The sequence below is a fragment of the Roseobacter sp. TSBP12 genome (genome assembly GCF_009129705.1).
Taxonomy (GTDB): domain Bacteria; phylum Pseudomonadota; class Alphaproteobacteria; order Rhodobacterales; family Rhodobacteraceae; genus Celeribacter; species Celeribacter baekdonensis_A.
Window position 1 is genome coordinate 1 of record NZ_PYIB01000061.1, and the last position, 13,484, is coordinate 13,484.

At 60.0% G+C, this 13,484-nt stretch carries 13 protein-coding genes; 7 read left to right on the top strand and 6 right to left on the bottom strand.

Annotated elements, in window-relative coordinates; all coding sequences use genetic code 11:
- Positions 1-1,220: ABC transporter transmembrane domain-containing protein (locus C8029_RS17845; RefSeq protein ID WP_152003418.1), on the bottom strand; the 1,220-nt coding region annotated here is incomplete at its 3' end.
- Positions 1,221-1,338: 118 nt separating this feature from the next.
- A complete protein-coding gene (locus tag C8029_RS17850; RefSeq protein WP_226946388.1) occupies positions 1,339-2,775 on the bottom strand; it encodes a LysM peptidoglycan-binding domain-containing protein in 1,437 nt (478 codons plus the stop codon).
- Positions 2,776-3,045: 270 nt separating this feature from the next.
- Between C8029_RS17850 and C8029_RS17855 the strand changes: the two genes are divergently transcribed.
- The 3 genes from C8029_RS17855 (at position 3,046) to C8029_RS17865 (ending at position 6,012) form a co-directional block, all read left to right on the top strand.
- The gene (locus C8029_RS17855) at positions 3,046-3,621 is read left to right on the top strand and encodes an LOG family protein (RefSeq protein ID WP_009571173.1); all 576 of its coding nucleotides are present in this window, start codon (positions 3,046-3,048) and stop codon (positions 3,619-3,621) included.
- Between the two features lie 275 nt (positions 3,622-3,896).
- A complete protein-coding gene (locus tag C8029_RS17860; RefSeq protein ID WP_152003420.1) occupies positions 3,897-4,703 on the top strand; it encodes a DUF6635 family protein in 807 nt (268 codons plus the stop codon).
- A gap of 148 nt (positions 4,704-4,851) precedes the next feature.
- A complete protein-coding gene (locus C8029_RS17865; protein ID WP_152003421.1) occupies positions 4,852-6,012 on the top strand; it encodes a M48 family metallopeptidase in 1,161 nt (386 codons plus the stop codon).
- A gap of 36 nt (positions 6,013-6,048) precedes the next feature.
- Here the strand turns inward: C8029_RS17865 and rarD are convergent, their stop codons facing one another.
- The 3 genes from rarD to C8029_RS17880 all read right to left on the bottom strand — a co-directional run bounded on the left by rarD (position 6,049) and on the right by C8029_RS17880 (position 8,943).
- Entirely contained in the window at positions 6,049-6,966 is a 918-nt protein-coding gene (rarD, locus tag C8029_RS17870; protein WP_009571176.1) for an EamA family transporter RarD, read from the bottom strand.
- A 63-nt stretch (positions 6,967-7,029) separates the two neighbouring features.
- Entirely contained in the window at positions 7,030-8,196 is a 1,167-nt protein-coding gene (locus C8029_RS17875; RefSeq protein ID WP_152003422.1) for an amidohydrolase, read from the bottom strand.
- A gap of 147 nt (positions 8,197-8,343) precedes the next feature.
- Complete coding sequence (locus C8029_RS17880; RefSeq protein ID WP_074639958.1) at positions 8,344-8,943, bottom strand: superoxide dismutase; 600 nt, start codon at positions 8,941-8,943, stop codon at positions 8,344-8,346.
- A gap of 339 nt (positions 8,944-9,282) precedes the next feature.
- On the opposite strand from C8029_RS17880, the gene ccmI reads away from it, so the two are divergent.
- The 3 genes from ccmI to C8029_RS17895 are packed head-to-tail and all read left to right on the top strand — an operon-like array spanning position 9,283 to position 11,229.
- A complete protein-coding gene (gene ccmI / locus C8029_RS17885) occupies positions 9,283-10,512 on the top strand; it encodes a c-type cytochrome biogenesis protein CcmI (RefSeq protein ID WP_009571179.1) in 1,230 nt (409 codons plus the stop codon).
- Positions 10,509-10,982 (top strand): Holliday junction resolvase RuvX, encoded by a 474-nt coding sequence (gene ruvX / locus C8029_RS17890; RefSeq protein WP_152003423.1) that lies wholly within the window; start codon positions 10,509-10,511, stop codon positions 10,980-10,982. Before ccmI ends, ruvX begins: the two co-directional genes overlap by 4 nt.
- A gap of 7 nt (positions 10,983-10,989) precedes the next feature.
- Positions 10,990-11,229 carry a DUF1289 domain-containing protein gene (locus C8029_RS17895; protein ID WP_152003424.1) on the top strand — a complete coding sequence of 80 codons (240 nt, stop codon included), beginning with the start codon at positions 10,990-10,992 and terminating at the stop codon, positions 11,227-11,229.
- Between the two features lie 55 nt (positions 11,230-11,284).
- Here C8029_RS17895 and C8029_RS17900 read toward each other — a convergent pair whose 3' ends face one another.
- On the bottom strand, positions 11,285-12,109 hold the full coding sequence (locus tag C8029_RS17900) for a sulfite exporter TauE/SafE family protein (protein WP_152003425.1): 825 nt from the start codon (positions 12,107-12,109) through the stop codon (positions 11,285-11,287).
- 168 nt (positions 12,110-12,277) lie between these two features.
- Between C8029_RS17900 and C8029_RS17905 the strand changes: the two genes are divergently transcribed.
- Positions 12,278-13,474 (top strand): multidrug effflux MFS transporter, encoded by a 1,197-nt coding sequence (locus C8029_RS17905; protein ID WP_152003426.1) that lies wholly within the window; start codon positions 12,278-12,280, stop codon positions 13,472-13,474.
- Positions 13,475-13,484 lie beyond the last annotated feature (10 nt).

Sequence of the window (13,484 nt, forward strand, 5' to 3'; positions counted from 1 at the left end):
TTGCCCGACCCGGACGGGCCAACGATGGCCAAAGAGCGCCCGGCGGGCACGACAATATCCACGCCTTTGAGGATCGGACGGGCCGGGTCATAATGAAATTCAACTTCTTTGAGTACCACGGCCCCGCCCGCCACCTGAAGCTCGGGCGCATTGGGCGCGTCAAGGATTTCTGCGGGTTGATGCAACAGATCAAACATCGCCTCCATATCGACCAGCCCCTGACGGATTTCACGGTACACCGTCCCAAGGAAATTCAGCGGCATGGTGATCTGCACCATATAGGCGTTGACCATGACAAAATCGCCCACGGTCATCGTGCCGTTTTCAACCCCAAGCGCGGCCATGACCATCACGATCACAAGCCCCGCTGTGATCAAAAAGCTTTGGCCAAAGTTGAGAAACCCCAGCGAATAGGCGGTTTTGACCGCCGCCGTTTCATAGGCTTCCATGGCTTTGTCATAGCGCGCCGCTTCGCGTTGTTCGGCGCCGAAATATTTCACCGTTTCAAAGTTCAAAAGACTGTCGATCGCCTTTTGATTGGCGTCGGTATCCTGGTCGTTCATCTCCTTGCGCAGCTTCACCCGCCATTCCGTGACCTTAAAGGTAAAGACCACATAGGCGAGGATCGTCCCGGCCAAAACGGCCATATAGGAGGCACCAAAGGCAAAGGAGACGACCACCAAAATCATAGCAAGTTCAATCGCCAAAGGCCCGATACTGAACACCAGAAAGCGCAGCAAAAACGCCACGCCTTTGGTGCCACGCTCAATAATCCGGCTAAGCCCCCCGGTTTTGCGGGCAATGTGATAGCGCATGGAGAGGGCGTGAATGTGATTGAAGGTCTCAAGCGCCAATTTGCGCAGCGCCGATTGCGCCACCGGAGCAAAGACCACATCGCGCAACTGGTTGAACCCGTTCGACATCAGCCGCGCCATGCCATAGGCGACGGTCAACCCAACCGCCCCCATGCCCAACATCCAGGCCGCCGATTTGGCGTCCCCGGCCAAAGCATCGACGGCGGCTTTGTACAACACAGGCGTGCCAACGGTGACAACTTTCGCCGCCATCAAAAACACCAAGGCGATGATCACCCGGATTTTGGTGGCACGGACTTCGGCTTTTGGACCTGCGTTGGGCCAAAAATACGGGATCACGGCACGGATCACCGCCCATCCATTTTTCGGGCCTTCGGTGGTGGTCATCGGGCGGTTGCCGCGCATATGGGCTGCCTTTCGGTGGCATGTTTCAAAGCGAGCGACACAATCGCGCAGACCACCGCCGGGCACAAGCCCCGATGCCGCACAGCCTGCTGTGCCTTCGGTCTCACACCTGATCGGATCACTCAGGTAAAACGAAAATCTGCCCCGGATAGATCAAATCAGCATCGCGAATTTGGCTTTTGTTGGCATCAAACACCCGCACATACATCACCCCATCGCCATAGGTTGCCGAGGCAATCCCCCAAAGCGTATTGCCGGGCTGAACGGTCACAGACATGATGCGTTTGGCCGGGGCCGGGGCCGGAGTTGGGGCCGGGGTTGGAGCTGCGGCTGGGGTCGGTTTGGAGAGCGGGGCTTCAAGGGGCGCGCTCGTCTGCCCAATCGGTACCGCCGCATCCCCCGCGGACGTCCCCGCCAAAACCGCCACATCTTCACGATGGAACGGGATTTCGGCGCGCTGTGTGACCTGCCCTGTCGCGTCCACCTGATCGGCGCGCAACCTGTAGCGCCCCGGAGCCACATGGCTCAGTTCCTGCCGCCATTGCCCATCCGCGCCAATCGAAGCCTCGGCCTTGAGCGCCTCCATGAGATAGAGCCGCACACTCTGCCCCGGCGCGCCACGCCCAGACACAAACACCCGCCCCTCGGGATCGTAAGTCACCGCATCAATGCGCAAGTCTCCCGCCTCAGTGCCCGGCTGTTGCAACACTTTGACGCCCTCATCGGTCGCGATCATCACTGTGGGGGCAACTGGTGGGACACTTGCGTTTTCTGCTGTGCTTTCTGCCGTGTTTTCTGGTGTGGGATCGGTCTGTGACTGTTCCCCCGGTTCAGCAGTCTCACCAGTCGCCCCAGCCTCGGCGGTCCGCAAAATCGACGTTGCCACGGCACCTCCCGTGGCGGAGGCTGCGGCCGCATCCCCCGGTTCGCTTTGTGCCGCGCCCGTTTCCGCCGGGACGCCATCCACCGCCACAGCGGCACTCTCGGTGCTGACATCAAGGTCCGGCACCGCAGCAAAGGGTGCAATGATCACACTTTCGGCGCTGTCCAACACGTTTTCGCTGCCGTCTGGTGTGTCCGCATTCGCCCCGCTGCGCAGGCGCATTTCGCGCGGGCTATCGCTCCCGGCGAGATCGAACAAGGCGACAAATTCGCCGCGGCCGTTGGCCGATGTGCGCGCCACCTCTTGACCATCGACCAAGATTGCCACCTCAGCCCCCGCCTCGGCGCGTCCGGCCACCGTGGCCAAGCCATCGGGAGGAATGCGCACAAGATCGAAGGCCGGATAGCTCTGTACCATGCCTGCGGGCGCGATCTCTTGGTCCGTTGGCGCTTGGCTTTCGGGGCTTTCGGGCGCGACCGTGTCCGCCGCCTCCCTCCCTGTCCCACCGTCAGAGATCCCGATCTCAGAGGTCAACGCCGCTGGCGCGCCCGGCGCACCGCCGCCGGGATAGGCCACATATAATGTGTACCCGATCCCTGCCACCAACCCGATCGCCACCACTGCGGCGACGGGCATCATCCATCCCTGCGTTTTGCCCATTGTGTCCTTCATCCCCATATCCCACGCCCAACACGCCAAGCAGAGTTTGGCCCGGTCAGTATGACCGCGCGACCAAAGCACCACCACATTGCTTTTGACAAGGGTTGAGACAGCCTAGCAAGGGGGCTAACAAGGGTCAAAGACTTCCTTTTTCAAAGCGTTTCAAGCAAAGCCCGTCCGCACTGGCTTTCGGCGCCCCCCTGACGAGGCTGACATGTCCCACAGCGTTTCCAGTCAAACCTGCCTCAGATGTTCCTGGAAACGCTTTAGAAAGTACGCGTCATGACAACCGCCGCCTCTTCAACAACCTCGCTCTTTTCCGTCTGTGTCTATTGCGGCTCGCGCGCGGGCGGCGCGCCCAACTATGAAGCCGCCGCCACCGCCTTTGGCCGCGCTTTGGCCGATGAAGGCTGGCGTTTGGTTTATGGTGCGGGCGATGTCGGATTGATGGGGGCCGTGGCGCGCGCGGCGCAGAGTGCGGGGGCTTTGACCTTTGGCGTGATCCCGACGCATCTTTTGCCCAAAGAGGTCGGCAAACGCGATTTGACCACCTTCGTGATCACCGAAAACATGCATGAGCGCAAAAAGGTCATGTTCATGAACTCGGATGCCATCGTCGTCCTGCCCGGCGGCGCGGGCTCTTTGGACGAGTTTTTCGAAGTGCTGACCTGGAAACAAATCGGCCTGCATGACAAACCGATCTTTCTTTTGTCCACCGACGGCTATTGGAAACCGCTCGAAGGCCTGATTGAGCACATCATTTCCGAAGGCTTCGCACCGATGTCGACATCAAGCTATTTTGAAACGGTCGAAACGGTGGAAGAGTTGGTTGCGGCATTGAGGGCGGTTCGGGGATAAGGCGGGCCACGCGGAGCAAGGCCCAGACCAAGCGGATTGCGCAGGCCGGACCGCGGCTCTAACAGCAGCCTCAGATCAAAGCGCTTGCAGGACGTGAGCAACGCGACAAAAGCACCTTCGGTGCGCGGCGTCCAAAGGCCCCTACGTCGGTGGTCGCGCACTGCACACAGGTCATCGGCACACACGCAAAGGTGTCGGCCTTGCCAGTTGCTCCCCCTTTCAGTCCCGCGCGATCTGGGAGATACTGTGATGACACGCCAAAACGAATGGCCCCGATGCAACAGCCGATAGAAAACACCGCGCAGGCCATACAGGAGAGGGTCGATGCCTTTGTGCGCAGCCACTTCCACTTGGCCGCGACCCTCCGGCTACATCGCGTCGCATTCGGGTGGGATCTGTTGCGTGCGCCCATCAACGTGGCCCTTGCGCCGGTGTTCTTGTTGGTCGGATTGGCGGCGGTCGCCTCACGTCTGGCGGGGTTTAGCCGTTTGGAGGCTTGGCTGAAGGCGCGGCAGATTTTCCTCAAAACCTCTGTGGCACGCGTGATCGAGGCGGACATCGCCACCGACCTGCTTGAGGGCGCCACTCTGACGCCACACAGCCGCGCATTGATCACCGATTATACCGGCGTCCGCTCTGCCGTTGCCGAGATCACAACATCGTTGTTTGTCCTCTTGGCCGGGCTGTTGCTCTTCGGGACGGCCACGCCGGGTGTGACCTCGCTGACCCCGAAAGTGTCGGAATATGTCGCGCATGCCTCAGCCGTCGCGCATTTCCCACTTGGATCAGGATTGGGAAGCCTTTGGTACGGGGTCTTCCCCCTGAGCTTGCCGATTTGGTTCGTCGTGCTGACGGGGGTGGCATTGGCCATGACCGCCTCTCTCGTGACCACCTTCGCCGGGTGCATCGCCGACCCAATCCAAGCGCGGCTTGGCATTCACCGACGCCGCCTGATACGGCTTGTTGAAAGAATTTCTATGGCGGAGGGGCAAACATCCGGCCTCGCACCGGAACACATTCTGGCGCGCCTCGCGGATTTCACGGATGCGGGCATCAGCCTGCTGCGATTTTTTCGCTCGTGATGCGTGGGGTGAGGAGGAAAATGACTGCGGCGCGCAGCAGGCTTGAACATTTGGCCGCCTCATTTTCCAATGACAAACCCACTTCAAATCAAATAGATGCCGTAGCAGATCGCATTTCCGAGTGAGGCGGGGTAACCTGAGCATTTCCGTGACCTATCGTGACCAATTGAACCATCGCTTTGGCCAAGCCATTCGGGACGCCGTTTTAAAAGACGTCTCACAGGATCGCAGCACGGGCCGCAGCATAGGCCGCCCCATGGGCCCCGGCAAACTTCGGTGGACTGTGATGCTTCTGTCGCTGTTGATTGTCAGCACCCCCTTTTGCGTGGCCGCTTTGGGCCTCGTGCTTATCGTGGTTCACCACGAGAGTGTCGTGGCGATTGGCGCGGGCGTCCTGTTTGTGGCTGTCGGATACTATTTGCGCACGCCAAAGCATAAAAACACGAAAGCCACACTGCGACGCCCCGATGCGCCAAAGGTGTTCGGTGTGCTTGATGACATCTGTGCACAGATGAATGCGCCCAGGATCGACGGCGTTCATGTCCTTGCTGAAGTGAACGCCTATATGGCCGAATATAGCAAGACGGAGCGGATCTTGGGCCTCGGCGCGCCGCTTTGGCTGGCGCTTGAGCCCGCTGAACGCGTGGCTCTGCTTGCCCATGAAATCGGGCATTTGATCAACCATGATCCGGCGCGGGGGCGGCTGAGCTATGCCGCCCTTGGCACGTTGGCGCGCTGGCAGGATCTCTCTCACCCGCCCATGCTCATAGATGGGGCAACCAACAGCCGTTTCTATTTTGAAGACCGTGGTCTGATCGATCAGGTGTTTGGCTTTCTGTGTGGCACTGCGATTGCGGCCCTGTCGCGCGGGTTTGAAACCCTGATGTTTGCCGACAGTCAAAGGGCCGAATATTTGGCCGATCTTGCGGCCGCATCGGTGGCAGGGACAGCGGCCAAAACCGAATTGTTGCGAAAGCTCATTCTCTCGCCCTTGGCCGAAGAGGCGCTCACGCAGACCTATTTTGATGGCTCAAAACACATCGCGGTCTTTGACAAAATGGCCCGCGCCATAGCGGCCCCCATCTCTGAAAAAGCCAATGCCCTCAATGCGGAGGCCATGATGTTGCTACACCGGATCGACAGCACCCACCCGCCCACACGCTATCGTCTGGATGTGGTGGCGGCAGCGGGTCACCCTGCCCCGGCTCTTGACGCGGCTCAGATGGATTGGGCGGGGATGGACCAAGAGCTGTCCGCCTTTTTCCAGCGCATGGAACGGGCGCTTCTGTCCGAGATCATCGTTCAGTAAACAACCCGCGCATCGGCCAAAGCCAGTGCGTCCCCCTCACCCTGCCCGCCGCAGCTTTCGCGCTGCAGACTCCGCCCGGATCGCTTGCACCGAATAGAGCGCCAGAGCGCTCCAGATCAGCGGCATGGCGATGGCGTGCCAGTGGGTGAAGGGTTCGCCAAAGATCAAAACGGCCAGTCCGAATTGGATCGTGGAGTTCCAATATTGCCCCATGCCGACCACCGTCATCGGCAAACGCCGCGCGGCTGTGGCGAAAAAGATCAAGGGCACGCCGGTGGCCAACCCGGCCGCGATCAACAGGAGACTGCCAGACAGGGAATGGCCAAACGCCCCCGCCGGTTGCGCCACACTGCCGCCCCAGCCGAACAGTTCCGCCCCGATCAAATAAGCCAAGGCGATGGGCACCAAAAGCACCACCTCGCCTGTCACCGACAGGATCGGCCCGGCGTCGAGGGATTTCTTGATCGCGCCGTAGCTGGCAAAGGTGATCGCCAAGGACAGCGCCAACCACGGCAAAGCCCCAAGCCCGATCCCCAAGACAAGCACGGCCAGCGCCGCCAAAAGAATAGCCGGAACTTGTAACCCGCGCAGCCGCTCGCGAAAGGCCAGCATGCCGATCAACGTGGCGACCAGCGGAAAGACGTAATAGCCAAACGAGGCCTCAAGCGCCTGCCCGGATTGGATCGCATAGATGAACAGACCCCAGTTCACCGAGATCAAAAGCGAGGCCGGGATCACATAGCGCAGCTTTGGCCCCCGCATCAGGGTCAGCAGGTCGTGCAAACGGCCCTGATAGGCCAAATAACCGCCAAACAACACACAGGTCCAAAGCGTGCGATGCGCCAGCACTTCAAAGGCTGGCACATCCGCCACCGCTTTGTAATAGAGGGGCGACAGGCCCCAAAGGGTCTGTGCGAGGATCAGGGCAACGAGGCCTTTTTGAGTGTCGGTCATGGGCCTCAAAAAGCGTGGATTTTGCGCGATGGCAACGCTCTAAATCCGCACAGGGGCTAGGATTTAGAGCGGAACAGAAAACGCTTGGATCGCACGGAGGAAAATCTCTGCCCCGATCGGGATCAGAGCATCGGGGAAATCGAAATCCGGGTTGTGCAATTCCGGTTGATCGACGCCTGAGCCTAAAAACAGCATGGCGGCGGGGATTTGGGTGCCAAAGAGGCCAAAATCCTCGGACGGGCGCATCGGGATCGCGCCTTTGACGCGCGGCAGACCCTGCGTGGCACTCTCTAAAAGCGCTGTGGCGGCGGGCGCGTTGACCGAATGGCTGAACGGGTCATGCACGGTGATCACCGGGGCGAACTCTGCGCCTTCCGCCTCAATCAAGGCCCGCGCTTCGGCCTCAAGGGTCTCCATTTCCGCATTAAGCAATGTGCGCAGCGTGACCTGTAATTCTGCCTCGCCGGGGCTGATGCCAAAAGACGGCACGCCAAGCCGGGCATGGGTCACGGTGGCGAGGCGAAAGCGCGGGTCTTCTGTCGGCACATCGCGCGACAGGGCCGCAAGCGCCGGGATCAGCCGCGCCAAAGCCAGCCCCGGAGAGCGGCCATTCTCGGGTCGGGCCGCGTGGGAGGTTTGGCCCGTGAAAGCGACATGCAGCCCTTTGGAGGCACAGGCCACCGGGCCCTCTTGCAATGCGACAGCGCCCAAAGGCAGCTTTGGCAGATTGTGCAGAGCAATTGTCATATCAGGCTGCAAGGCGGCAAATTTGGGATCGTCCAAAACCGCCCGCGCCCCCGCCCCGGTTTCCTCGGCGGGTTGAAATAATAACACCACGCGGGTTTCCGGAGCGTGGCGCGACAGAGCCGAGGCCACGGCAAACAAGATCGCCATATGACCGTCATGACCACACAGATGCCCGACGCCCTCAACCTCTGAGCGATACTCCGGCCCTTCGGCCTCCAAGATTGGCAAAGCATCCAGTTCAGCCCGGATCATCAGCGTTGTCCCGCCCTGCAAATCTTTCGGCCCAAACACCGCCGCCACGCCGGTGCCGCCCAAACCCTCGACCACCTCGGCCCCGAAGGCCCCCATGCGCGCCGCGATCCGCTTGGCCGTTTCAAATTCGGTGCCAGACACCTCTGGGAAACGATGCAACTCATGGCGCAGCGCCACGGCCTCGGCCAGCGTGTCGGGATCAAGGGTCCATGCGTTTGGCAATGGGGTCATGTCATGCGCTCCTTCGTCATATTGAGCCTATGTGACAAACTGCGCAGCACCTGTCCACCGCCCCAAAGCAAACCCGCCAAACGCAAAAGGACGCCCCGAGGGACGTCCTTTCAAATCCATGATGAACGCAAAGATCACATGCGCCGATCACATCCGGGAGGCAACGTTTTCCCAGTTGACCAGTTTGTCGAGGAAGTTCGACAGGTAGACCGGGCGTTTGTTGCGAAAGTCGATGTAGTAGGAATGCTCCCACACGTCACAGCCGAGCAAAGCGGTTTGACCGAAACAAAGCGGGTTCACGCCGTTTTCGGTCTTGGTGACTTTGAGAGCACCATCAGTGTCTTTGACAAGCCAGGCCCAGCCGGAGCCAAACTGACCTGCGCCGGCGGCGGAGAATTGTTTTTTGAACTCGTCAACCGAGCCAAATGCCTCAACCAGGGCTTTTTCAAGCTCGCCCGGCATTTTTTTCTCGCCCGGACCCATCATGTCCCAAAATTGGCTGTGGTTCCAGTGCTGGGAGGCGTTGTTGAAGATGCCGGATTGGGCCACAGCAGAGGCATCGTAAGTGCCTTTGATGATCTCTTCGACAGATTTGCCTTCCCATTCGGTGCCCGCAACCAGCGTGTTGCCAGTGGTCACATAGGCGTTGTGGTGCATGTCATGGTGATACTCAAGCGTCTCTTTGGACATGCCGAGATCGGCCAGAGCGTCGTGAGCGTAAGGAAGATCGGGAAGTTCGAATGCCATTGTAGGGCCTCCATTTCAGAAGTTGTGCGTTTCTGTCGGACATATACCTGAGCCGGGAGCGGTCCGGGGTCAAGGGCGAATGTTTAGACTCATTTGCAAAACCGGCGAACACCCGCTGTGAAGCAATGATCAGAGGCGCATAGAAGGTCGGATTTCGGGGATTTGGGTTTTCTGTTATGTCCCCGTGATGACGCGACCTATTCAGTATCTTACGTCACAGCCACCGCAGGATCAGAACATCCCCTGAGCCATCCGGTCACACCTGCGTCATTGGGGGTTTCACGACAGGCAGCGGACGGGTAAAGCTGGGCATCACATCTGCCTTACATGGACCCTGACATGACCTTTTGGATCATCGCCACTGCCATAGCCCTTTTGTCTATCGCTCCCATCGCTCTTGTGCTGCGCCGTGGCCGTGGAATGGGGGCGCAAAGCACCTCGACCGCCGAGATCGAAATGAAAGTCTACCGCGACCAGCTCAAAGAGGTGGAACGCGATCTGGCGCGCGGGGTGCTCTCGCTTGATGATGCCAAACGCGCCCGCACCGAAGTGTCGCGCCGGATGCTTGAGGCCGATAAAGAGCATCAGGGCGGCAAAGCCGGTGCGCCCAAAGGCACGCTTTGGGGCGCCATCGCTTTGGCCGTTGCCCTTTTGGGCGGCGGGGTCTGGCTCTATGGCGACCTCGGGCAACCGAAATACGAAGATCTGCCCCTTGCGCACCGGATTGCCTTGGCCGACGAAATCCGCGCCACGCGGATGAGCCAGGACGAAGCCGAAGCCAAAGTCCCGGCCACACCGATGGCGCAACAGGCAGACCAGCAGTTGGTTGATCTTGTGATCAAATTGCGTGCGGCGTTGCAATCGCGCCCGGACGAGCTTGAAGGCCACATGTTGTTGGCCCGCAACGAGGCCAATATCGGCAATTTCCGCGAGGCTTATTTGGCGCAAAGCGAGGTGATCCGCATCAAAGGCGCGGAGGCCACCGCCGAAGACTATGCGCAAATGGCCAATATGATGATCTTGGCGGCCGGTGGCTTTGTCTCGCCAGAGGCCGAAACGGCCCTGTCCAACGCGCTCAAACGCGATCCAAACAATGGCATCGCCGTGTTTTTCTCCGGTCTGATGTTTGCCCAAAACGACCGCCCGGATATGACCTTTCGCCTCTGGCAACCGCTGTTGACCCGCTCTGAGCCGACCGATCCTTGGCTGCCACTCATTCGCGAGCAAATCGAAGCCGTGGCTCAGGCTGCGGGCATCCGCTACACCCTGCCGCCCGCCAACGATGGTCTGAAAGGCCCCTCGGCAGAAGACATGGAAAACGCCGCCGACATGACGCCGCAAGAGCGCCAAGAGATGATCCGCGGCATGGTCGAAGGCCTGTCTGCCCGTCTGGCCAATGAGGGCGGCACGCCGGAAGAATGGGCGCGGCTGATTTCCTCGCTGGCGATGCTGGGCGACACGGAACGAGCCAAAGCGATCTGGGGCGAGGCGCAGGTGATCTTTGGTGCCGACCCGGCCAAACTGGCCGTGGTGCGCGGCGGGGCCGAACGCGCGGGATTTGTCGAATGAGCGCGCTGATCACCGATGATATGGCAGAGTTTAAAACCGCCCTGCCCGTCATGGCCCCATTGGCGGGGTTGGATTTTGGCGACAAAACCATCGGCGTTGCGATCTCGGATCGGCTGCGCTCGGTCGCCTCACCAACGACCACGATCCGTCGCAAGAAATTCACCCTGGACGCCGAGGCGCTTTTGGCCCTGTTCAAAGAACGCGAAGTCGGCGGCATCGTTTTGGGCCTGCCGCGCAATATGGATGGCTCCGAAGGCCCGCGCTGTCAAAAAACCCGCGCCTTTGCCCGCAATCTGGCGCAGCTGACCGAGATTCCGATCACCTTTTGGGACGAACGCCTCTCATCCGTGGCTGCAGACCGCGCCATGTTGGAAGCCGATATGTCGCGTGCCAAACGGGCCGAAAAAATCGACCAAGTCGCCGCTGGCGTGATCCTTCAGGGCGCGCTGGACCGGCTCGGGCATATGTGAGGCTGCGATGAGCGACGAGATTTGGCGCCGTGACGAGATCGAGAGCCCTTGCACCAAGGTCTGTCAAATCCATCCCGAGACACGGCTGTGCCTCGGCTGCGCGCGCTCGATTGAGGAAATCGGCGATTGGTCACGGCTGACGCCCGAGGCGCGGCAGGAGATCATGGCGGATTTGCCGAACCGCACCCCTGCCCCGACCACGCGCCGTGGCGGCCGGGCCGCGCGACTGAAACGTCAGATTACCTGATTTTTGGAGAGTATTTGGCCTGCAATGAAGACGGGCTTCATGACAGCGAAAATACTCACCCCATCATCGCCTTACGCAGCATATTGAGTGCAACGAGGATCAGGAAACCACCAAACACCCGCTTGAGCGGTTTGGGGTCCATCGCATGGGCAATTTTCGCTCCCAAAGGCGCGGTGATGAGTGTCATTGAGATCACCACAAGAAAGGCCGCAATGTTTACGGCCCCGATGGTGAAAGGCGGTGTGACCTCCGCCGGGATATCGACAAAGAGAAAACCGATGACTGACGGGATGGCAATGATCGCACCAAAGCCCGCCGCGGTGGCAACTGCGCGGTGGATCGGCACACCGTAAAGTGTCATTGTCGGCACGCCAAAAGACCCGCCGCCAATGCCCATCAGCACCGACAAGAACCCGATCAGCGGCGAAATGACCCCCCGCATGAGGCCTTTGGGCATCTCGGAGCCCAACCGCCATGCGGCATTGCCAAAGGCCATATAGAGGCCGATGAACACGGCGACACCGCCAAAAATCATCTGAAGCGTGACGGTGCGCAGGCTTGAGGCGACCAAAACGCCCACCACGGCGCCGATGGCGATGCCGGGGGCGAAACTTTTCAGGATCGACCAGTCCACCGCACCCTTTTTGTGATGCGACAGCACCGAGCGGATCGAGGTGACAATGATGGTGGCCAATGAGGTCGCCAGACAGATTTGCATCAACTGTGGCGAGCCATAGCCGAGGCCCGCGAAGGCATAATAAAACGCCGGGACCAAGACGATGCCGCCGCCGACGCCCAAAAGCCCGGCCAGGATACCGGCAAACGCGCCAATGACGGCGATCAACAGCGCGAAGGGCATCAAGGTTGCAAAGTCCATCATGATCGGGTCCCATATTCTACATTTTTCAACAGGCTTACCGACAGTTTCGCAGATTGACCAGAGGGGCAAAGCGCCCGAAACTTACAGGTGGCTCAGGCCAGTTTCTCCTATTTTGACCCGCGACCGCTCTCACACAGCACCCTCGCCCTCCCGAATGAAGGTCTCCCCATGTCTCCGCTGTTCAAAAGCGCCCTTGTTTTGGGCCTTCTTTCTGCCGTTGGGCCTTTTGCCATCGACATGTTTCTGCCCGCGCTTCCGGCGATTGCGGCGGATCTTCGTGCCAGTGTCGGCACGACGCAGGGCACGATTTCGCTTTATTTCATGGCCTTTGGTCTGTCGCAGTTGATCTATGGCCCCTTGGCCGATCAGGCCGGTCGCAAAGTGCCGATCTATATCGGCTTGGCTTTGTTCATTGCGGGGTCTGTTGCGGCCACGCTTGCGCCGACGATTACTGCGCTGATCACCGCCCGGATGATTCAGGGGGCGGGCGCGGCTTCGCTCATGGTGGTGACCCGCGCGATCATTCGCGATCAATATCGCGGCTATGAAGCGACCCGGTTGATGTCCTTGGTGATGTTGGTGTTTTCGGTCTCGCCAATGTTTGCGCCGCTGGCAGGCTCTGGCTTGATTCTCATGACCGGGTGGCGCGGCATCTTTGCGGCGATGGCGGTGGCCGGGATCGTGGCCTTTGTCATCACGGCCCTGTTGCAGCCCGAAACCTTGCCGAAAGACAAGCGCGTCAAGGTCAGTCTGAGCGCGATGGCGCGCGGGGCCCGGACGCTGTTTCACGATCCGGTGTTTTTGGGCCTGACCTTTATTGGCGCCTTTTCGATGTCGGCATTTTTCGTCTTTATCGCCTCGGCGTCTTTTGTCTACACCGAGAGCTTCGGCCTGACACCGGCGCAGTTCTCTTTGGCCTTCACCGTCAATGCCATGGGCTTTATTGGCGCGTCACAGATTGCACCGGGGCTGATGCGCAAACATGGGGCGTTGAAGATCATCAGTCTTGGCGTGTTTGGTTATGCCGCCTCGATGCTGGCGCTGTTTGCACTGGTGCTTGCCGGCTTTGGCACGTTTTGGGTCATGGTGGCCGGGCTTGTCGCCACCTTTGCCTTTGTCGGCCTGATCATCCCAACCGCCATGGTTGCGTCTCTGGACGATCATGGCGAGATTGCCGGGCTGGCCTCCTCATTGGGCGGCACGTTACAGATGGTTGCGGGCGGGATCATGACCGCCGCCGCAGGGCCGTTCTTTGACGGAACGCCCCTGCCGATGGTGGCGGCGATGATGGCCTGTTCGCTGATTGCGCTGATCCTTTTGCTGGTGGTCACACCGCGAGCGCGGATGCGGATGACACCGTTTTGAGGCCTCCGCC